Annotated in this window: 19 protein-coding genes; all 19 read left to right on the top strand. The window is 53.4% G+C overall.

All coding sequences use genetic code 11. The annotated features are described in order from the left end of the window. Positions 1 to 103 precede the first annotated feature (103 nt). Entirely contained in the window at positions 104 to 697 is a 594-nt protein-coding gene (locus EV680_RS10720; protein WP_132954737.1) for an NADH-quinone oxidoreductase subunit C, read from the top strand. After that, positions 687 to 1,943, top strand: a complete 1,257-nt coding sequence (locus EV680_RS10715; RefSeq protein WP_132954736.1) for an NADH-quinone oxidoreductase subunit D — start codon at positions 687 to 689, stop codon at positions 1,941 to 1,943. Before EV680_RS10720 ends, EV680_RS10715 begins: the two co-directional genes overlap by 11 nt. Then, a complete protein-coding gene (nuoE, locus tag EV680_RS10710) occupies positions 1,943 to 2,416 on the top strand; it encodes an NADH-quinone oxidoreductase subunit NuoE (RefSeq protein WP_132954735.1) in 474 nt (157 codons plus the stop codon). Before EV680_RS10715 ends, nuoE begins: the two co-directional genes overlap by 1 nt. Continuing rightward, complete coding sequence (nuoF, locus tag EV680_RS10705) at positions 2,416 to 3,711, top strand: NADH-quinone oxidoreductase subunit NuoF (RefSeq protein ID WP_132954734.1); 1,296 nt, start codon at positions 2,416 to 2,418, stop codon at positions 3,709 to 3,711. The genes nuoE and nuoF overlap by 1 nt, the downstream gene beginning before the upstream one ends. 55 nt (positions 3,712 to 3,766) lie before the next feature. Next, on the top strand, positions 3,767 to 4,213 hold the full coding sequence (locus EV680_RS10700) for a hypothetical protein (protein WP_132954733.1): 447 nt from the start codon (positions 3,767 to 3,769) through the stop codon (positions 4,211 to 4,213). An 89-nt stretch (positions 4,214 to 4,302) separates the two neighbouring features. Further along, positions 4,303 to 6,561, top strand: a complete 2,259-nt coding sequence (nuoG, locus tag EV680_RS10695) for an NADH-quinone oxidoreductase subunit NuoG (RefSeq protein ID WP_132954732.1) — start codon at positions 4,303 to 4,305, stop codon at positions 6,559 to 6,561. 2 nt (positions 6,562 to 6,563) lie between these two features. Then, positions 6,564 to 7,613 (top strand): NADH-quinone oxidoreductase subunit NuoH, encoded by a 1,050-nt coding sequence (gene nuoH / locus EV680_RS10690; RefSeq protein ID WP_132954731.1) that lies wholly within the window; start codon positions 6,564 to 6,566, stop codon positions 7,611 to 7,613. Positions 7,614 to 7,628: 15 nt separating this feature from the next. Next, complete coding sequence (nuoI, locus tag EV680_RS10685; protein ID WP_132954730.1) at positions 7,629 to 8,108, top strand: NADH-quinone oxidoreductase subunit NuoI; 480 nt, start codon at positions 7,629 to 7,631, stop codon at positions 8,106 to 8,108. Between the two features lie 11 nt (positions 8,109 to 8,119). Then, positions 8,120 to 8,773 (top strand): NADH-quinone oxidoreductase subunit J, encoded by a 654-nt coding sequence (locus tag EV680_RS10680; RefSeq protein WP_132954729.1) that lies wholly within the window; start codon positions 8,120 to 8,122, stop codon positions 8,771 to 8,773. Further along, on the top strand, positions 8,770 to 9,075 hold the full coding sequence (gene nuoK, locus EV680_RS10675) for an NADH-quinone oxidoreductase subunit NuoK (RefSeq protein WP_132954728.1): 306 nt from the start codon (positions 8,770 to 8,772) through the stop codon (positions 9,073 to 9,075). The genes EV680_RS10680 and nuoK overlap by 4 nt, the downstream gene beginning before the upstream one ends. Positions 9,076 to 9,092: 17 nt before the next feature. After that, a complete protein-coding gene (gene nuoL / locus EV680_RS10670; RefSeq protein ID WP_132954727.1) occupies positions 9,093 to 11,123 on the top strand; it encodes an NADH-quinone oxidoreductase subunit L in 2,031 nt (676 codons plus the stop codon). A gap of 72 nt (positions 11,124 to 11,195) precedes the next feature. Beyond that, complete coding sequence (locus EV680_RS10665; protein ID WP_132954726.1) at positions 11,196 to 11,627, top strand: DUF6884 domain-containing protein; 432 nt, start codon at positions 11,196 to 11,198, stop codon at positions 11,625 to 11,627. Beyond that, positions 11,617 to 12,354, top strand: coding sequence for a GIY-YIG domain-containing protein (locus tag EV680_RS10660; protein ID WP_132954725.1), 738 nt, complete (start codon positions 11,617 to 11,619; stop codon positions 12,352 to 12,354). The genes EV680_RS10665 and EV680_RS10660 overlap by 11 nt, the downstream gene beginning before the upstream one ends. A 23-nt stretch (positions 12,355 to 12,377) precedes the next feature. Next, positions 12,378 to 13,877: an NADH-quinone oxidoreductase subunit M gene (locus EV680_RS10655; RefSeq protein WP_132954724.1), complete on the top strand. Its 1,500-nt coding sequence runs from the start codon at positions 12,378 to 12,380 to the stop codon at positions 13,875 to 13,877. A 9-nt stretch (positions 13,878 to 13,886) separates the two neighbouring features. Then, complete coding sequence (gene nuoN, locus EV680_RS10650; protein WP_132954723.1) at positions 13,887 to 15,329, top strand: NADH-quinone oxidoreductase subunit NuoN; 1,443 nt, start codon at positions 13,887 to 13,889, stop codon at positions 15,327 to 15,329. 170 nt (positions 15,330 to 15,499) lie between these two features. Further along, positions 15,500 to 15,799 (top strand): DUF2818 family protein, encoded by a 300-nt coding sequence (locus EV680_RS10645; protein ID WP_132954722.1) that lies wholly within the window; start codon positions 15,500 to 15,502, stop codon positions 15,797 to 15,799. Between the two features lie 46 nt (positions 15,800 to 15,845). Next, complete coding sequence (gene proB, locus EV680_RS10640) at positions 15,846 to 16,976, top strand: glutamate 5-kinase (RefSeq protein WP_132954739.1); 1,131 nt, start codon at positions 15,846 to 15,848, stop codon at positions 16,974 to 16,976. A gap of 847 nt (positions 16,977 to 17,823) precedes the next feature. Then, positions 17,824 to 18,522, top strand: a complete 699-nt coding sequence (gene phoB, locus EV680_RS10635; protein WP_132954738.1) for a phosphate regulon transcriptional regulator PhoB — start codon at positions 17,824 to 17,826, stop codon at positions 18,520 to 18,522. Next, on the top strand, positions 18,523 to 19,854 hold the full coding sequence (phoR, locus tag EV680_RS10630; RefSeq protein WP_132954721.1) for a phosphate regulon sensor histidine kinase PhoR: 1,332 nt from the start codon (positions 18,523 to 18,525) through the stop codon (positions 19,852 to 19,854). Positions 19,855 to 20,100: the final 246 nt, after the last annotated feature.

Here is a 20,100-nt window from a genome sequence, read left to right as displayed (position 1 = left end):
CGATAAGCTAAAGCGCAACTTCCACAGCACGGTTTTATTGGGATGCATTGTGATGTGGCTACCTTTATGACAAGTAATTGTGAACAGACCCTAGGAGAAACGTATGGCTGATGTGAAAACATTGCATGAAACCGCCGCGCGTGTGCTTGGCGCCAAAGCCGGCAAAGTTTTGCTGGCTTTGGATGAGGTAACGGTTGAGTGCGCTGCCGCCGATTATTTGGATGTGATGCGCACCTTGCGCGATCACGATGAGCTGCACTTCGAGCTTTTGGTAGATTTGTGCGGCGTCGATTACAGCGACTATAAAAACGAGCCGTGGCAGGGCAAGCGCTTTGCGGCGGTGAGCCAGCTTTTGTCGGTGAAAAACAACCAGCGCATCCGCGTGCGCGTATGGGCTGACGACGATGATTTTCCGGTGGTGGATTCTGTTACCGAGCTGTATAACAGCGCCGATTGGTATGAGCGCGAGGCGTTTGACCTTTACGGCATCATGTTCAACGGCCACCCCGATTTGCGCCGTATTCTGACCGACTATGGCTTTGTCGGCCATCCGTTCCGCAAAGATTTCCCCATTTCCGGCTATGTGGAAATGCGTTACGACGAAGCGGAAAAACGTGTGATTTACCAACCTGTAACCATCGAACCGCGCGAAGTTACGCCGCGCATCGTCCGCGAGGAGCATTACGGTGGCCAATAAATTAAGAAACTACACCATTAACTTCGGCCCGCAACATCCGGCGGCGCACGGCGTGTTGCGCATGGTATTGGAGCTCGACGGCGAAACCATCGTGCGCGCCGATCCGCACATCGGTCTCTTGCACCGCGGCACCGAAAAGCTGGCCGAAACCCGCACCTATCTGCAAGCGCTGCCTTATATGGATCGCTTGGATTATGTATCCATGATGTGCAACGAGCAGGCTTACTGCTTGGCGGTGGAAAAGCTGGCCAATATCGAAGTGCCCGAGCGCGCGCAATATATCCGCGTGATGTTTGCCGAAGTGACCCGCATTCTCAATCATTTGATGGGCATCGGCTCGCATGCGCTCGATATCGGCGCCATGACGGTGTTTCTGTATGCCTTCCGCGAGCGCGAAGAATTGATGGATTTGTATGAAGCGGTTTCCGGCGCGCGCATGCATGCGGCTTATTTCCGCCCCGGCGGCGTTTACCGCGATTTGCCCGACTTTATGCCGAAATACGAGAGCAGCAAGTTTCGCAATGCCAAAGTGCTGCAAAAGCTCAATGAAGCACGCGAAGGCAGCATGCTCGACTTTATCGAATCGTTTACCGAGCGTTTTCCCAAATGTGTGGATGAATACGAAACCCTGCTCACCGACAACCGCATTTGGAAGCAGCGCACCGTCGGCATCGGCGTGGTGTCGCCCGAGCGCGCCCTGCAGCGCGGCTTTACCGGCGTGATGCTGCGCGGCTCCGGCATTGAATGGGATATCCGCAAAAAAGCGCCTTACGATGCTTATGCTAAAGTGGATTTCGATATTCCGGTGGGGCTCAACGGCGACTGCTATGACCGCTATCTGTGCCGCATCAATGAAATGCGCGAATCCAATAAAATCATCAAGCAGTGTGTGCAATGGCTCAAGGCCAATCCTGGCCCCGTGATTGTGGAAAACCATAAAGTTGCCCCGCCCAAGCGCACCGATATGAAAATGGGCATGGAAGATTTGATTCACCACTTCAAGCTCTTTACCGAAGGCATGCATGTGCCCGAGGGCGAAACCTACACCGCCATCGAGCACCCCAAAGGCGAATTTGGCATTTATATGATTTCAGACGGCGCCAACAAGCCTTACCGCCTGAAAATCCGCGCACCGGGCTTTGCCCACCTGCAAGGCATGGACGAAATGGCACGCGGCCATATGCTAGCCGACGTGGTGGCCATCATCGGTACGCAAGACATCGTGTTCGGAGAGGTAGACCGATAATGTTATCCGCTCAATCTTTACAAAAAATCGACGTCGAGCTGGCGAAATATCCGGCCGACCAACGCCGCTCTGCCGTGATGGCCGCCTTGCGCATTGCGCAAGTGGAAAAAGGCTATTTGGCGCCGGAAACCATCGAGTTTGTGGCCGACTATATCGGCATTGCACCGGCCGCCGCTTATGAAGTGGCCACGTTTTACAATATGTATGACTTGCACCCTGTGGGCAAATACAAGCTCACCGTCTGCACCAACCTGCCCTGCGCCCTGCGCGGCGGGGTGAGCGCTGCCGAATACCTCAAGCAAAAGCTCGGCATCGGCTTTGGCGAAACCACTTCAGACGGCCTGTATACCTTGATGGAAGGCGAATGCATGGGCGCATGCGGTGATGCGCCGGTGATGCTGGTAAACAACCACAAAATGTGCAGCTTCATGACCGAAGAAGCCATTGAAGCGAAATTGGCGGAGTTGAACTGATGGCGATTTATGAATCAGGTGTCATTTTTGACCAAGTAGATACCCACAATCCCGACTGCTGGCATCTCGACGCCTATCAGGCGCGCGGCGGTTATCAGGCTTTGCGCAAAATCTTGAGCGAAAAATTGTCGCAAGACGATGTGATCGCCGAAGTGAAAGCATCCGGCCTGCGCGGCCGCGGCGGTGCGGGCTTTCCCACCGGCCTGAAATGGAGCTTTATGCCGCGCTCTTTCCCCGGTGCCAAATATGTGGTGTGCAACACCGACGAAGGCGAACCGGGCACGTTTAAAGACCGCGACATTATGGATTTCAATCCGCACGCGCTGATTGAAGGCATGATTATTGCCGGCTACGCCATGGGTGCAGAGGCGGGCTATAACTATATCCATGGCGAGATTTTTGAAAGCTACGAGCGCTTCGAGCTGGCTTTGGCCGAGGCGCGCACCGCCGGTTTTCTCGGCAACAACATCATGGGTAGCGATTTCAGCTTTGACCTGTTTGGTGCGCATGGCTATGGCGCGTATATCTGCGGCGAAGAAACCGCGCTGCTGGAATCGTTGGAAGGCAAAAAAGGCCAGCCGCGTTTCAAGCCGCCGTTCCCCGCTTCGTTCGGCCTTTACGGCAAACCCACCACCATCAACAACACCGAAACCTTTGCTTCGGTGCCCTTTATCATTCGCGACGGCGGCAAAACCTTTGCCGAGCAAGGCATTGAAAATGCGGGCGGCACCAAGCTGTTTTCGATTTCCGGCCATGTCGAGCGTCCGGGCAACTATGAAGTGCCGCTGGGCACGCCGTTTGCCAAGCTTTTGGAAATGGCCGGCGGCATGAAAGACGGTAAAAAGCTCAAAGCGGTGATTCCGGGCGGCTCCTCTGCGCCGGTGCTGCCGGCCGACATCATGATGTCGCTGAATATGGATTACGATTCCATCGCCAAAGCCGGCTCTATGCTCGGTTCGGGTGCCATTATCGTGATGGATGAAGATGTGTGCATGGTCAAAGCGTTGGAGCGCCTGAGCTATTTCTATTTTGAAGAATCGTGCGGCCAATGCACGCCTTGCCGCGAAGGCACCGGCTGGCTCTATCGAATCGTGCACCGTATTGCCGAGGGCAAAGGCCGTGCCGAAGATTTGGACTTGCTCGATTCGATCGGCAACAATATGGCCGGCCGCACTATTTGCGCGCTTGCCGATGCCGCCGTGTTTCCTGTGCGCAGCTTTACCAAGCATTTCCGCAACGAATTCGAACACTATATCGAGCACGGCAAACCGGCCAAAGCACATAAATGGTGTTAAAGGCCGTCTGAACGTTATGCAGGCCGTTTGGCTGCGTGAGAGAGATTGAAGTGAAATGCAGAAAAAACGATGGATAATATTGGGCGCACTTGTTTGGCTGGGCGCATGTTCGGCAACCGACGTGAATTACAGCGATAAAGCCCGTTTGTCGCAAGTGAAGCAAATCTGCATCCGCGACAATTATGAAACCCGTTTGCCCGGCTTGGCTGAGGCCTTCGCCGCCAGTTTTGAAAAGCACCGCATTCAAACAAAAGTGATAAAAAGCATGCAGGCAGAGGCTTATGTATCGTGCCAATATATTTTAAATGGCAATGTGCGCGCACGAGCCGGTGTGATTAACCGCGGCAAGTTTACTTTGCTGGCAAACGATACCGAGCGCCGTTATCCGCTCAGCAGCATGGCTTATTTGCGGCGCGGTGCGGAAAAAGAAATGGCTTTATCGCAAGGGCTGCAAGGTCAGACCGACCGCATCAGCATTATTTTGTTAGACAAAAAACAGTAAAAAGCAGGCAGAGGATAGAAATTTATCCTTTCCGCCCGAAGGCCGTCTGAAAAGGCGGTTGGAAAAATCCCTAAATCTGGAACATAACCATGTTACAAATTGAAATTGACGGTAAACAGTTATCCGTGGAGCAGGGCGTAACGGTGATCGAAGCTGCCCATCAAATCGGCACTTATATCCCGCATTTCTGCTACCACAAAAAATTGTCTATCGCCGCCAACTGCCGTATGTGCCTGGTGGAGGTAGAAAAAGCCCCCAAACCGTTGCCGGCGTGTGCCACACCGGTTACCGACGGTATGGTGGTGCACACCCATTCGCCCAAAGCCAAGCAGGCGCAGCAGGGCGTGATGGAGTTTCTGCTTATCAACCACCCGCTCGATTGCCCGATTTGCGATCAGGGCGGCGAATGCCAATTGCAGGATTTGGCCGTGGGCTACGGCAACAGCGCCAGCCGCTATAAGGAAGACAAACGCTCGGTGGCCGGCAAAGACATGGGGCCTTTGGTGTCGGCTGCCGAAATGAGCCGCTGCATCCACTGCACCCGCTGTGTGCGCTTCACCGAAGAGATTGCCGGCATGCAGGAAATCGCTATGGCCAATCGCGGCGAGTTTTCCGAAATCATGCCGTTTATCGGCAAAGCGGTGGAAACCGAATTGTCGGGCAATGTGATTGATTTGTGCCCGGTGGGGGCGCTTACCAGCAAACCTTTCCGCTACGATGCGCGCTCATGGGAATTGAGCCGCCGCAAAACCATTTCCCCGCACGATGCTTTGGGCAGCAACCTGATTGTGCAAACCAAAGACCACACCGTACGTCGCGTGCTGCCGTTGGAAAACGAGAGCATCAACGAATGCTGGATCAGCGACCGCGACCGTTTTGCCTATGAAGGCCTGTATCACGACGGCCGTCTGAAAAAACCGAAAATCAAACACGGCGGCGAGTGGCGCGATGTGGATTGGCCGACTGCGCTGGAATATGTGCGCCATACACTCGAATGCATTGGCAAGGAAGACGGCCAAGAACAAATCGGCATGTGGGCCAACCCGATGAATACGGTGGAAGAATTGTATTTGGCCAAAAAGCTGGCCGAAGGCTTGGGCATCAAACATGTTGCCACCCGTTTGCAGCAGCAGGACAAACGCCTTTCAGACGGCCTCAAAGGCGCGCAATGGCTGGGTCAGAGCATTGAAGATTTCGGCAACAACGATGCCATATTGGTGATTGGTGCCAATTTGCGCAAAGAGCAACCGCTCTTGACCGCACGCCTGCGCGGCGCGGCCAAGGGCGGGGCAGCATTGAGCGTGTTGGGCAGCAGCAAAGAAGCGCTGCATATGCCGCTTTTTGCGCAAGAAGTGCTGCATCCGAATGATTGGGCCGGTTTCTTGGCCGGCTTGGCGCAAGATGCGCAAAGTGCCATTGCCAATACCTTGCAGCAGGCTGATAAAGCGGCGGTGGTGCTGGGTGCGGAAGCGCAAAACCATCCGGATTACACCGCAATTTATGCCGCTGCGCAGGCCTTGGCTGCGGCCACGGGCGCAACGCTGGGCATTTTGCCGCAAGCGGCCAACAGCGTGGGCGCGGATGTGCTGGCGCTGGATTCCGGCGCAAGCATCCAAGAGATGCTGGCAGCACCGAAGAAAGCCGTGTTGCTACTCAATGTGGAGCCGGAAATCGATGTGGCCGATGGCGGTAAAGCCGTGGCTGCTTTGAAGCAGGCACAAAGCGTAATGGCGTTTACCCCGTTTGTGAGCGACACCTTGCTGGAAGTGTGCGATGTGTTGCTGCCGATTGCACCGTTTACCGAAACCTCGGGCAGCTTTATCAATATGGAAGGCCGTCTGCAATCGTTTTACGGTGTGGTGAAAGGCTTGGGCGATTCGCGCCCGCTGTGGAAAGTGCTGCGCGTGCTGGGCAATGTGTTTGCCTTGCAAGGCTTTGAATACGGCAGCAGCGAGCAGGTGCTGAAAGATGCGGTGGATGCCGACACCTTGCCGGAAAAACTGAATAATCAGGCTGCTTGGCAAAGTGCAGGCGTTCAGACGGCCTCCGGGCTTGTGCGCGTAGGCGGCGTGGGTATTTATCACAGCGATGCCATTGCCCGCCGCTCTGCACCTTTGCAAGCCACCGGCCATGCCGCCGTGCCCGCTGCACGCGTACACCCGAACACCTTGGCCGCTTTGGGTTTGGCCGATGGCGATATGGCACAAGCCGTTCAGGGGGGCGCAAAGCTTGCCGTTACGGTGGTGGCCGATGCGCATTTGCCTGAAAACGTGGTGTATCTGCCGCTGCATACTGAAAATGCGGCGTTGGGTGCCTTGATGAACACTATTGAATTGGCGCGGGGTTGATCATGCAAGAATGGTTCCAAGCCTTATTGGGCAACGAAATCGGCTTGATTGTTTCGATTGTGCTGAAGATTGTGCTGATTTTGGCACCGTTGATTCTCACGGTGGCCTATCTGACTTACTTCGAGCGCAAGGTTATCGGCTATATGCAGTTGCGCGTCGGCCCCAACGTTACCGGGCCTTTCGGCCTGATTCAACCGTTTGCCGATGTGTTGAAGCTGTTGTTTAAAGAAGTGACCCGCCCCTCGACATCTAATAAAGCGCTGTTTTATATCGGCCCGATGTTGTCGCTGGCACCGGCTTTTGCGGCTTGGGCGGTGATTCCGTTCAGCGAAACTTGGGTGCTCACCAATGTGAATGCCGGCTTGCTGTATATCTTGATGATTACTTCGTTGTCGGTTTACGGTGTGATTATTGCCGGCTGGGCTTCTAACTCGAAATATGCGTTTTTGGGTGCGATGCGCTCTTCGGCACAAACCATTTCCTACGAAATCGCCATGGGCGCGGCTTTGGTGGGTGTGGTGATGGTGTCGGGCAGCATGAATTTCGGCGACATTGTGGCGGCACAAAGCACCGGCATTGCCGGCGGCTCGGTTTTCTCGTGGAACTGGCTGCCGCTGTTTCCCTTGTTTTTGGTTTACCTGATTTCTGCCGTGGCCGAAACCAACCGCGCGCCGTTTGACGTGGCCGAGGGCGAATCGGAAATCGTGGCCGGCTTTCACGTGGAATATTCGGGCTTTGCCTTTGCGCTGTTTTTCCTCGCCGAATATATTTTCATGATTCTGATTGCCGCGCTGACTGCCTTGATGTTTTTGGGCGGCTGGCTCTCGCCTTTCCCGCAAAGCTGGGGTTTGATCGGCACGCCGAGTGCGGTGTGGATGTTTATCAAAATGGCGATGGTGCTTTATGGCTATTTGTGGATTCGCGCCACATTCCCGCGCTACCGTTATGACCAAATCATGCGTTTGGGCTGGAAAGTGCTGATTCCGGTGGGCTTTGTCGGCATCGTGCTGCTCGGTCTGTGGATGATTTCGCCCTTGTCTCTGTGGAAATAAGGGAGGAGAAACAAAATGACGAATTTAGTAAAAACCTTTTTGCTGGGCGAATTGGTAAAAGGCATGGGCGTTACGCTCAAAAACTTCTTTGCGCGCAAAGAAACCATTATGTTTCCCGAAGAGAAAACACCGCAATCGGTGCGTTTCCGCGGCCTGCATGCGCAACGCCGGTATCCCAACGGCGAAGAGCGCTGCATTGCCTGTAAATTGTGCGAAGCGGTGTGCCCGGCCTTGGCCATCAATATCGAGTCGGAGCAGCGAGAAGACGGCACCCGCCGCACCACCCGCTACGATATCGATTTGACCAAATGCATTTTCTGCGGCTTTTGTGAAGAAGCCTGCCCGGTGGATGCGATTGTGGAAACGCATATTCTGGAATATCACGGCGAAAAACGCGGTGATCTGTATTACACCAAACCGATGCTGCTGGCCGTCGGCGATCGCTATGAGAGCGAAATTGCCAAACGCAAAGCGGCAGACGCACCCTATCGTTAAGGAGCAGGATAATGACGTTTTCCCTGATTCTGTTTTATGTGCTGGCGGCCATTGTGCTGTTTGGCGCGCTTAAAACCGTTACCGCTAAAAACCCGGTGCATGCCTCGCTTTATCTGGTGCTGACCTTTTGTGTGAGCGCCATGATTTGGATGCTGATGCAGGCCGAATTCCTCGGCATCACGCTGGTGCTGGTGTATGTGGGCGCGGTGATGGTGTTGTTCCTGTTTGTGGTGATGATGCTCAATATCGATGTGGAAGAAATGCGCGCCGGCTTTTGGCGCCATGCACCGGTGGCAGGCCTCGTCGGCACGCTGATGGCGGTGGCGCTGATTCTGATTTTGGTAAACCCGAAAACCAATCTGGCCGCTTTCGGCCTGATGAAAGATCTGCCTGCCGATTACAGCAATATCCGCGATTTGGGCAGCCAGATTTACACCACTTATCTGCTGCCGTTCGAATTGGCAGCCGTATTGCTGGTGCTGGGCATGGTGGCGGCCATTGCGCTGGTACACCGCAAAACCTACAACCCGCGCTATATCAATCCGGGTGATCAAGTTAAAGTAAATGCCAAAGAAGGCCGTATGCGCATGGTGAAGATGGCTGCTGTGGTGCCGTCTGAAAAAGAAGAGGCTTCAGACGGCCAAGAAGGAGAGGGCAAAGCATGATTACCATCACTCATTACCTGGTTTTGGCGGCCTTGCTGTTCGGCATCAGCGCCTTGGGTATTTTTATGAACCGCAAAAACGTGCTGGTGTTGCTGATGTCGATTGAACTGATGCTGTTGGCGGTCAATTTCAATTTCATCGCTTTTTCACAATATTTGGGCGACACCGCCGGGCAGATTTTTGTGTTTTTCGTGCTGACCGTGGCTGCGGCAGAATCCGCTATCGGCCTGGCCATCATGGTGTTGGTGTTCCGTAACCGCAACACCATCAATGTGGCCGATTTGAACCGCCTCAAAGGCTGATCGGGAGAATAAGAATAATGGATAATATGAGCTTATATCTGACCATTGCCCTGGCACCGCTTGTCGGCTCGCTGTTGGCGGGTTTGTTTGGCAAACAAATCGGCCGTGCCGGCGCGCACAGCGTAACCATTTTGAGCGTGGCGGTGTCGACGGTGCTGTCGGCATATGTGCTGTGGGGCTTTATCGATGGCAGCCGCAGCAAATTTGATGAAAATGTGTATACCTGGCTGACCATGGGCGGCTTGGATTTTTCCGTCGGCTTTTTGGTCGACAGCCTGACTGCCATGATGATGGTGGTGGTGACCAGCGTGTCGCTGATGGTGCACATTTACACCATCGGCTATATGCACGATGAAGAAACCGGCTATCAGCGCTTTTTCAGTTATATTTCGCTGTTTACCTTTTCGATGCTGATGCTGGTGATGAGCAACAATTTCGTGCAGCTTTTCTTCGGTTGGGAAGCCGTGGGCTTGGTGTCTTACCTCTTGATCGGTTTTTACTTCAAACGCGAGAGTGCCATTTTTGCCAACCTGAAAGCCTTTTTGGTTAACCGTGTCGGCGATTTCGGCTTTTTGCTCGGCATCGGCTTGGTGCTGGCTTATTTCGGCGGCAGCCTGCGCTATGCGGATGTGTTTGCCTATCTGCCCAATGTGCAGCATGCCACCATCCAGCTTTTCCCGGGCGTGGAGTGGTCGTTGATGACGGTAACCTGTTTGTTGCTGTTTATCGGCGCAATGGGTAAGTCGGCGCAATTTCCGCTGCATGTGTGGCTGCCCGATTCGATGGAAGGCCCGACACCGATTTCTGCTTTGATTCACGCGGCTACCATGGTAACGGCAGGCTTGTTTATGGTGTCGCGCATGTCGCCGATGTATGAACTCAGCACCACCGCTTTGGGCGTGATTATGGTGGTGGGCGCGATTACGGCACTCTTCATGGGCTTTTTGGGCGTGATTCAAAACGACATCAAGCGCGTGGTGGCTTATTCTACTTTGTCGCAGCTGGGCTATATGACCGTGGCCTTGGGCGCTTCGGCTTACTCGATTGCGATGTTCCATGTGATGACGCATGCTTTCTTTAAAGCTTTGCTGTTTTTGGCCGCCGGCAGCGCCATCATCGGCATGCACCATGACCAAGACATGCGCCACATGGGCAACCTGAAAAAATACATGCCGATTACTTGGATAACCATGCTGCTGGGTAATCTGGCTTTGATTGGTACGCCGTTTTTCTCCGGCTTCTATTCGAAAGATTCGATTATCGAAGCCGCCCACGCCAGCACTTTGCCGGGCAGCGGTTTTGCCTACTTCGCCGTGTTGGCCAGTGTGTTTGTGACCGCGTTTTATGCGTTCCGCCAATACTTTATGGTGTTCCACGGTAAAGAAAAATGGCGCGAATTGCCCGAGCATCACGATGACCATCACGGCGATGAGCATCATCACGGTTTGGGCAAAAACGACAACCCGCACGAAAGCCCGTGGGTGGTAACGCTGCCGCTGATTCTGTTGGCGATTCCTTCGGTGGTAATCGGTTACTTTGCGATTGAGCCGATGCTGTATGGCGACTTCTTCAAAGACGCGATTTACGTGAATACCGAAGAGCATCCGACCATGGCGCTGCTGAAAGAAGAATTCCACGGCCCGCTGGCGATGGTGGCACACAGCCTGCAAACGCCGGTGCTGTATTTGGCGATTGCCGGTGTGCTGACGGCTTGGGTGCTGTATGTGAAAGCGCCACATCTGCCTGCGAAAATCGCTGCCACATTCAGCCCGATTTACAAACTGCTGGATAACAAATACTTCCTCGACGTGATTTACTTCAATGTGTTTGCCAAAGGCACCCGCGCATTGGGCAATTTCTTCTGGAAAGTAGGCGACACGGCCATTATCGACAACGGCATTGTCAACGGCTCTGCCAAACTGGTGGGCGCCATCGCTGCGCAAGTGCGCAAAATGCAGACCGGCTTCATCTATACCTATGCAGCCGCCATGGTATTCGGCGTGCTGGTGCTGGTGGGCATGACATTCTGGCGCTTGTTTGCCGGTTGAATTTAAAGGCCTGTTTCAGACGGCCTAGTAAACAATTATCAGGCCGTCTGAAAATAAGAAGAAAGATAAGTCGTGAGGAAAATCGTATTGATTGCTTGTGTCAGCAAAAAAGCGAGCAATAGGCAAACAGCAGAAAAGCTTTATTTGAGTGATTTATTCAAAAAAGAGTTGCGCTATGCCAGAGAGATTATCCAGCCCGATGATATTTTTATTCTTTCTGCCAAACATGGCTTGGTTAAATTGTCGGAAGAATTGGATCCGTATGACTTAACGCTCAATACGATGCTTTCCAAAGAGAGAAAAGCGTGGGCAGAGAAAGTGTTGGCCGATTTAAAGAGAGAAGCTGATTTCAAGAGAGACCAATTTGTTTTTCTTGCAGGAAATAAATACAGACAATATTTGTTACCGGTATTGAAACAATATGAAATACCCATGATGGGACTAAAAATTGGCGAACAGCTGGGATGGTTAAAAGAACAGTTGGAAAGCAAAAATGAACGATAATGGCGTGATTCTGCATGAGCAGTTTAATGCTTTAAAACGATATTCCTTTAACTTTGATAGAAATGTAATTTTTAAAAACGGCTTGTATGTATTGTTTGAAAAAGGCGAGAAGTTTTTAGAATTCGATAGAATCGTACGTGTCGGAACGCATACCGGGCAAAATAATCTGGTAAAACGCCTGACTGAGCATTTCTTAAAACCGAATAAAGACCGAAGCATTTTCCGAAAGCATATCGGTAGGGCAATACTCTCACGTGATAATAATCTAGAGCTTCTTAAACAATGGGAGATAGATTTAACGGGGAAAAAAGCCAGGGAAGAATGGGCTGGTAAGATTGATACGGCAGCTATAAAAAGTGTTGAAGATAGAGTAACCGCTTATATGCAGGAGTATTTTACTTTTTCTGTTATCCCTCTGGAGACAAAAGAAGAACGGTTATTTTTTGAAGCAGGCATTATTGCAACCACCTCAAGGTCACCTCACTTTTACCCGTCCGCTAATTGGCTTGGTAAATTCTCGCCAGAAGAAAAAATCAGAACACGTGGAGTGTGGTTGGTTCATGGCTTGAATGGCCGCTCATTAACTGAAGCAGAGATGGGAGATTTAATTAAGTGTGCTGAAACAAGCCGACTGAAAGAATTGAACAGTAAAGACATAACCGTTTTCAAACAGCATGAACGGTCGTCTGAAAACGCATCAAGAGATAATTTTTTTAATAAAACCTAGGTATCAAACTACAGGCTAATATTATGCTTTCTAATAACTTACTCAGTTTGGCCATTTGGGTGCCGATAGCAGCCGGTGTGCTGGTGTTGGCCACCGGCTCCGACAGCCGCGCCGCGCTTGCCCGGATTGTGGCTTTTGTCGGTGCGCTGGCCGGATTTCTGGTGACCTTGCCGCTCTTTACCGGCTTTGACCGCTTGAGCGGCGGCTACCAATTCACCGAATTCCACAGCTGGATTCCCGCGCTCAATATCAACTATGCTTTGGGTGTGGATGGTATTTCGGTGCTGTTTGTGATTTTGAACAGCTTCATCACGCTGATGGTGGTGCTGGCCGGCTGGCAGGTGATTCAGAAACGCACGGCGCAATATATGGCGGCTTTCCTGATTATGTCGGGTTTGATTAATGGTGCGTTTGCCGCACAAGATGCGATTTTGTTTTACGTATTCTTCGAGGGCATGTTGATTCCGCTTTACCTGATTATCGGTATGTGGGGCGGCCCGCGCCGCGTGTATGCTTCGGTGAAGCTGTTTCTCTATACCTTGTTGGGCTCTTTGCTGATGCTGGTGGGCTTGATTTATCTTTCTTATCAAACCGGCGGCAGCTTTGCGATTGTGGATTTCCAAAATCTGAAACAGATTCCGCTGGGTGTGCAGCAATTGCTGTTTATCGCGTTTTTCCTTTCGTTTGCGGTGAAAGTGCCGATGTGGCCGCTGCATACCTGGCTGCCCGATGCCCACGTGGAAGCGCCCACCGGCGGCTCTATGGTGCTGGCGGCCATCACGCTGAAAGTGGGGGCTTACGGTTTCTTGCGCTTTATCTTGCCGATTTTGCCCGACGCTTCGCGCTATTTCGCACCGGCGATTATCGTGTTGAGCCTGATTGCCGTGATTTACATCGGCATGGTGGCTTTGGTGCAAACCGACATGAAAAAATTGGTGGCTTATTCTTCTATCAGCCATATGGGTTTCGTGACCTTGGGCATGTTTTTGTTCAGCGGCGGTTATTTGAATGACTGGGCCTTGAAAGGTGCGATTATCCAGATGATTTCGCATGGCTTTGTGTCGGCGGCGATGTTTATGTGTATCGGTGTGATGTATGACCGTCTGCACACGCGCAATATTGCCGATTACGGCGGCGTGGTAAATGTGATGCCGAAATTTGCCGCTTTTATGATGCTGTTCGGCATGGCCAATGCCGGCCTGCCGGCCACATCGGGCTTTGTGGGCGAATTTATGGTGATCATGGGTGCGGTGGAAGTGAATTTCTGGGTGGGTGCGCTGGCTGCGCTGACCTTGATTTACGGTGCTTCTTACACCTTGTGGATGTATAAGCGCGTGGTTTTCGGCCCCATCACCAACCCGGAAGTCAAAGAAATGAAAGACATTAACTGCCGCGAATTTGCGATTTTGGCTATTTTGGCCATCGCGGTATTGGGCATGGGTTTGTATCCGCAAGCCTTTATCGAAGTGGTACATCAAGCCGCCAACGACTTGATTACCCATGTGGCACAAAGCAAGATTTGAGGTGTGTGAATGAACTGGACTGATTTGAACTTGATGCCGGCCATGCCTGAAATCGTATTGCTTTCGGCATTGGGCATTGTGCTGCTGGTGGATTTATGGACCAGCGATAAAAACCGCTATATCACCCATGTGTTGAGCCTGCTCGCGCTGGTGGCCGCCGCAGCAGCGCAATGGCTGGTGTGGGTGCCGCAAAGCGTATCGACTTTCAGCGGCATGTATATTGCAGACGGCATGTCGCAGCTGTCGAAAATGGTGATGTATGCGGCCACATTTGCGCTGTTTGTGTATGCCAAGCCGTATAACCAGGTGCGCGATATGTTTAGGGGCGAGTTTTACACCTTAACGCTGTTTGCGCTGAGCGGCATGAGCGTGATGGTGAGCGCCGGCCATTTCCTCACCGCCTATATCGGTTTGGAGCTGTTGTCGCTGTCGCTCTATGCGATGATTGCGCTGCGCCGCGATTCGGCCGATGCCGCTGAAGCCGCTTTGAAATATTTTGTGTTGGGTGCGCTGGCTTCGGGTTTGTTGCTGTATGGCATTTCCATGGTGTATGGCGCCACAGGCTCGCTCGAGTTTGCCAGCGTGCTGGCCAATGCCTACGATGGCCAGGCCAACACTTGGCTGCTGAAGCTTGGCTTGGTGTTTATCGTGGTGGCGGTGGCTTTCAAGCTGGGCGCGGTGCCGTTTCATATGTGGGTGCCCGATGTATATCAGGGTGCGCCCACTTCCGTGGCCGCTTTTGTGGGCACGGTGCCGAAAATTGCCGCCGTGGTGTTTGCCTTCCGTATTTTGGTGACCGGTTTGGGCACCACGGTGAACGATTGGACGCCCATGCTGGCGATTTTGGCCGTGGCCTCCTTGTTGGTGGGTAACTTGGCGGCGATTATGCAAAGCAATATCAAGCGCATGCTGGCCTATTCTACGGTGTCGCACATGGGCTTTATTCTGCTGGCGTTTATGGCCGGTGCCATCGGCTTTACCGCAGGGCTTTACTATGCAATCGCTTATGTGGTGATGGGTTTGGTGGGCTTCGGCGTGTTGATGCTGCTTTCCAACGAAGCGTTTGAATGCGAAGAAATCAGCGACTTGGCCGGCTTGAACCAGCGCCATGCTTGGTATGCCTTTTTGATGCTGCTGGCCATGTTTTCGATGGCCGGTATTCCACCGCTGATGGGCTTTTATGCCAAGTTTGCGGTGATTAAGGCGCTGCTCTCGCAAGGCTTTGTGTGGATTTCTGTGTTTGCGGTGGTGATGTCGTTGATTGGCGCGTTCTACTATCTGCGCGTGGTTAAAGTGATGTATTTCGATAAAGCCACGCATGAGCAGGGCATCGGCAGCAACACCGTGGCCAAAGTGGTGCTTTCGGTAAATGCACTTTTGCTGCTGCTGTGGGGCGTGATGCCGCAAAGCGTGATGGAATGGTGCTTGCGCGCGTTGGAAAACACCTTGTAAACCCGCTGATAAATCTGCACGCGGCAGCCCCCGAAGGCTGCCGTTTTTGTTAATATACTGCATTCATCTTTTCAGACGGCCTGCCGCACCACTTTTCTGCGCCGCTTCAGGCTGAAATGAATCATAGCTGCTGCGAGATTTCAGGCCGTCTGAACACCGGATTTCACACCATGACCGCTTCCATGTATATCTTATTATTGCTGGCGCTGATTTTTGCCAACGCGCCGTTTTTGAGCCGGCGCTTATTTGGTTTGATTCAATTGGCGCACAAGCATTTCGGCCATCATTTGCTGGAATTGGCGGCCGGCTTTTGCCTGATCGGCGTGCTGGCTTATGTGCTCGAATCGCGCGCCGGCACGGTGCACCCGCAAGATTGGGAATTTTATGTAACCGTGCTCTGCCTTTATCTGATTTTTGCCTTTCCCGCTTTTGTGTGGCGCTATTTTTGGCAAGGCAAGCACCGGCAATAAATGTGCATACCCTATTATCTGAGGCCGTCTGAAACGGAAAAGTATGATGCAAAAAGCCATTGAAAACCTGTCGCAAGCCCGCCTATTGGTGGTGAAAGTGGGCTCTAGTTTGGTTACTGCCGAAGGGCGGGGCATCGATCAGCAGGCGCTGGCGCAGTGGGCAGCGCAAATCGCCCAGCTCAACAAGCGCGGCGTGCAGGTGATTTTTGTGTCCAGCGGTGCCATTGCCGAGGGCATCAAACGGCTGGGCTGGCCGCGCCGCCCCAAGGCGCTCAACGAATTGCAGGCCGCCGCCGCCGTCGGCCAAATGGGCATCGCCCAAGCTTATGAAAACGCGTTTGCCCCGCACGGCATCAACACGGCGCAAATTCTGCTCACCCATGAAGACTTGAGCAACCGCACCCGCTATCTCAACGCCCGCAGCACCTTGCGCACCTTGCTGGCGCACGGCATTGTGCCGATTATCAATGAAAACGACACCGTTACCACCGATGAAATCAAGCTGGGCGACAACGACACGCTCGGCGCTTTGGTGACCAATCTGGTGGAAGCCGATGCTTTGGTGATTCTCACCGACCAGCAAGGCCTTTACGACAGCGACCCGCGCAAAAATCCGCAAGCGCGGCTGATTAACCGCATCGCTGCCGAGCATCCCGATTTGGAAAGCATGGCCGGCGGCGTAGGCAGCGCGGTGGGCACCGGCGGCATGTACACCAAAGTCACTGCCGCCAAGCGCGCCGCTTTGAGCGGCGCGGCCACCGTGGTGGCCAGCGGGCGCGAGCCGGATGTGTTGGTGCGGTTGATACAGGGCGATGCCGTGGGCACTTTGTTTACCAGCGAACACAGCCGCATCAATGCCCGCAAACAATGGCTGTTGGGGCAGGTGCAGCTGAGCGGACGCGTGGTGGTGGACGAAGGCGCTGCGCGTGCCGTGGCCGAACAACACGCCAGCCTGCTGCCGGTGGGCTGCGTGCGTGCCGAAGGCCATTTTTACCGGGGTGAGTTGGTGGCGGTGGTGGATGGCGGCGGCAAAGAAATCGCCCGCGGCTTGGCCAATTACAACAGCAGCGAAACCGCCAAAATCCTGCGCACGCCCTCCGCGCAAATCGAGCGCAAATTAGGCTATGTGATGGAAGACGAATTAATCCACCGCGACAATATGGCCTTGCATTGGTAAGCGGGCAAGAGGCCGTCTGAACGCATCGGCGTTTTCAGACGGCCTCGATTTTGGGGCAGGGCTGCCTGAGCTTGTTTGTCGCGTTGCCGATATACAGTGAAATAGATGAAAAAGGAATACAAGACAGCAACACCATAAACTGCACCCCGCCAAGCGTGCGCGTGGCTGCGCCACCTACCCGATAAGCGGTTTAACGGCCAGATGATTTTGAGCGTAGGGCGCACTTTCGCGGATGAATGGTGAACAGATCTTAAGGCCGTCTGAAAAACCGTTTTTAGACGGCCTATCGGGATGTTGAATAGATGTGCCGGCAAGCCGCCCGCTGCCTGCCGGTAAAGCCTTTCAGACGGCCTGTCATAAAAATTCCAACAAAGCGTCATCTCAAGCCGGCGTTTGTCACATCTGCGTCATATGCTTGCGTTATGCTTAGGTTGCAAGGCTGGGTTGTGGCTCGGCTGATTTTGTATAGTGGAATCAATAAAAACGGCGTGCGTGGCTGCGCCACATCTTATACCCATTCAAAAAAGTAAGCTAACAAGGCGGCGAGCCGCAGACAGTACAACTAGTACGGCAAGGCGCGACAACGAAGTTAGGTTATTTTTTTGGATTGGTATTACACACGGTTTGAGATTGATGGTTTGGTGCCCGTTTTTCTTTCATTTCACTATAGTGGAATGCATAAAAAAGTGACACAACGGGTAGGTTGGGTTGAAAACCCAATAAGCCCACAGGCCGTCTGAAACGTTGGGTTTATCAACCCAACCCACTCCGTGATAGTGCGTGGCTTTGTATCACTTTTTCTTGCATACCACTATAACGGCAAAACCCGATAATCATGGAGAAACACATGGCCAAAGTGCGCGTGTTGGTGGTGGAAGACGAAGAATCGATTCAGGCGCTGATTCGGTTCACCTTGGAGCAGGCCGGTTTCGGTGTGGAATCGGCGTTGAGCGCGGAAGAGGCGCGCACGCTCTTGGCGCAGGAGTTGCCCGATGTGGTGCTGCTCGACTGGATGCTGCCCGGCGCTTCGGGTGTGCAGCTGGCCAAGCAATTGCGCCAAGACGAGCGCAGCAAAGATTTGCCGATTATCCTGCTCACCGCCCGCAGTGAAGACACCGATAAAGAGCTGGGGCTGAATCAGGGCGCCGATGATTACCTCACCAAGCCGTTTTCCCCGCGCGAGCTGATTGCCCGCATCAATGCGCTGCTGCGCCGCCGCGCGCCGCAAAAAACCAGCGAAGTTATCGAAGTGAAAGGTTTGCTGCTCGATCCGGCCGAGCAGCGCGTGTATGGCAACGGCCAGCCGGTGAGCTTCGGCCCCACCGAATTCAAGCTCTTGCATTTTTTCATGACCCACCCCGAGCGCGTATACAGCCGCCGCCAATTGTTGGATTTGGTGTGGGGCGATCATGTGTTTGTGGAAGAGCGCACGGTAGATGTGCACATCCGCCGCCTGCGCCGTGCGCTGGAGCCCAGCGGCTTCGACCGCTTTGTGCAAACCGTGCGCGGTGCGGGCTACCGCTTCTCGCATAAAGAGGCGGCCTAAATGAATTTTGTGTGGCGGCATATTGCATTGAGCCTGTTTGTGCTGGCGGTTGTGATGCTGCTGGGCTTCGCGGCAGGCGGCGCCACCGGGCTTTTTGCCGCCATGGCCGCCTGGCTCGGCGTGTGGCTGGCCATGCAACTTTATTATGTGCTGAAGCTGGCGCGCTGGCTCGAGTCACCCAAAATCAACACCATTCCACATGTGGGCGGCATGTGGTCAACGATTTTCGACACGCTTTTGCGCCAAGCCAAAAGCCGCAAAAAGCGCAAACAAAAGCTGGGCGCGGCCTTGCAGCGCTTCAACCGTGCCGCCGAAGCCATTCCCAACGGCATTCTGATTCTCGATAAAAGCGGGCGCATCGGCTGGATGAACCATTTGGCGGTGCTGCATCTGAATTTGAACCCGGCCACCGACTGGAACGGCATTTTGCGCAATATCGTGCGCAAGCCCGAGTTTCTTGATTTTCTCAATCAACCTTTGGAAAACACCGCCGAAATCAAAATCACCCTGCCCAAAAACGGCGGCATCAGCGAGCGCGCGCTGCTGATTACGCGCGCACCGTTTCAAACCGATGAGCTGCTGCTGATTACCCGCGACATCAGCCAGGCCGAGCAGCTCAACGCCACCCGCACCGCATTTGTGGCCAATGTGTCGCACGAATTGCGCACGCCGCTCACGGTGATTAACGGTTTTTTGGAAACCATGGCCGATATGCCCGATCTTCCGCGCGAGCAGGCGCAGCAATTTATCGGCCTGATGCAGAAAGAAGGCGCGCGCATGCAAACGCTGCTGGCCGACTTGCTCACCTTGTCGCGCCTCGAATCGGGCGTGCCGGCGGAGCAAACACCAATCGATTTGTCGTCATTGGCCGAATCGCTCTCGGGCGATGGCGATACTTTGTCGGCAGGCAAGCATGAAATCCATACCGATATCGCCCCCGATATCTGGATCAGCGGCATTTATGCCGACCTTTATAACGGTCTGAGCAATCTGGTGTTTAACGCCGTGCGTTACACGCCGGCCGGCGGCATTATCCGCATCAGCCTGCAAGCGCTGCCCTCAGAGCAGCCTTTCAGCCTGCCCGATGTGCGCTTTGCCGTGCAAGACAACGGCCCGGGCATCGCGCCGGAGCACATCCCGCATCTGACCGAACGTTTTTATCGGGTGGATAAAGGGCGCAGCCGCCAAAGCGGCGGCACCGGCCTAGGCTTGGCAATTGTGAAACACGCGCTGGCCGAGCACAACAGCTTGCTGCACATCAGCAGCACAATCGGCGAGGGCAGTGAATTTTCGGCGGTTTTTAAGCAGATTGTGCCACCCGCAAGGCGCTGATGCCGCGATTCAAAATAATATCCATGCAAAAAAAGGCCGTAACCCAACGTTTGCTTTTAAACATCAGGCCTTAGGTATACACACCGTGCTTTTTGCGGCGTAATACCAATCCAAAAAAATAACCTAACTTCGTTGTCTCGCCTTGCCGTACTATAGTGAAATGCTCAAAAAAGTTACACAAGATTCAAGAACCAAAACAGTAAAGTTTCTACACAGGAAATCCGCCATTCACGCCTGATCTTTTTA

Source organism: Uruburuella suis (assembly GCF_004341385.1).
Taxonomy (GTDB): Bacteria; Pseudomonadota; Gammaproteobacteria; order Burkholderiales; family Neisseriaceae; genus Neisseria; species Neisseria suis.
This window is presented reverse-complemented; position numbering and strand designations above follow the sequence as displayed.

Coding starts and splice junctions, on each gene's coding strand:
- EV680_RS10720 (WP_132954737.1), top strand. CDS start 104: ATGGCTGATGTGAAAACATTGCATGAAACCGCCGCGCGTGTGCTTGGC.
- nuoE (WP_132954735.1), top strand. CDS start 1,943: ATGTTATCCGCTCAATCTTTACAAAAAATCGACGTCGAGCTGGCGAAA.
- nuoF (WP_132954734.1), top strand. CDS start 2,416: ATGGCGATTTATGAATCAGGTGTCATTTTTGACCAAGTAGATACCCAC.
- EV680_RS10700 (WP_132954733.1), top strand. CDS start 3,767: ATGCAGAAAAAACGATGGATAATATTGGGCGCACTTGTTTGGCTGGGC.
- nuoG (WP_132954732.1), top strand. CDS start 4,303: ATGTTACAAATTGAAATTGACGGTAAACAGTTATCCGTGGAGCAGGGC.
- nuoH (WP_132954731.1), top strand. CDS start 6,564: ATGCAAGAATGGTTCCAAGCCTTATTGGGCAACGAAATCGGCTTGATT.
- nuoI (WP_132954730.1), top strand. CDS start 7,629: ATGACGAATTTAGTAAAAACCTTTTTGCTGGGCGAATTGGTAAAAGGC.
- EV680_RS10680 (WP_132954729.1), top strand. CDS start 8,120: ATGACGTTTTCCCTGATTCTGTTTTATGTGCTGGCGGCCATTGTGCTG.
- nuoK (WP_132954728.1), top strand. CDS start 8,770: ATGATTACCATCACTCATTACCTGGTTTTGGCGGCCTTGCTGTTCGGC.
- nuoL (WP_132954727.1), top strand. CDS start 9,093: ATGGATAATATGAGCTTATATCTGACCATTGCCCTGGCACCGCTTGTC.
- EV680_RS10660 (WP_132954725.1), top strand. CDS start 11,617: ATGAACGATAATGGCGTGATTCTGCATGAGCAGTTTAATGCTTTAAAA.
- EV680_RS10655 (WP_132954724.1), top strand. CDS start 12,378: ATGCTTTCTAATAACTTACTCAGTTTGGCCATTTGGGTGCCGATAGCA.
- nuoN (WP_132954723.1), top strand. CDS start 13,887: ATGAACTGGACTGATTTGAACTTGATGCCGGCCATGCCTGAAATCGTA.
- EV680_RS10645 (WP_132954722.1), top strand. CDS start 15,500: ATGACCGCTTCCATGTATATCTTATTATTGCTGGCGCTGATTTTTGCC.
- proB (WP_132954739.1), top strand. CDS start 15,846: ATGCAAAAAGCCATTGAAAACCTGTCGCAAGCCCGCCTATTGGTGGTG.
- phoB (WP_132954738.1), top strand. CDS start 17,824: ATGGCCAAAGTGCGCGTGTTGGTGGTGGAAGACGAAGAATCGATTCAG.
- phoR (WP_132954721.1), top strand. CDS start 18,523: ATGAATTTTGTGTGGCGGCATATTGCATTGAGCCTGTTTGTGCTGGCG.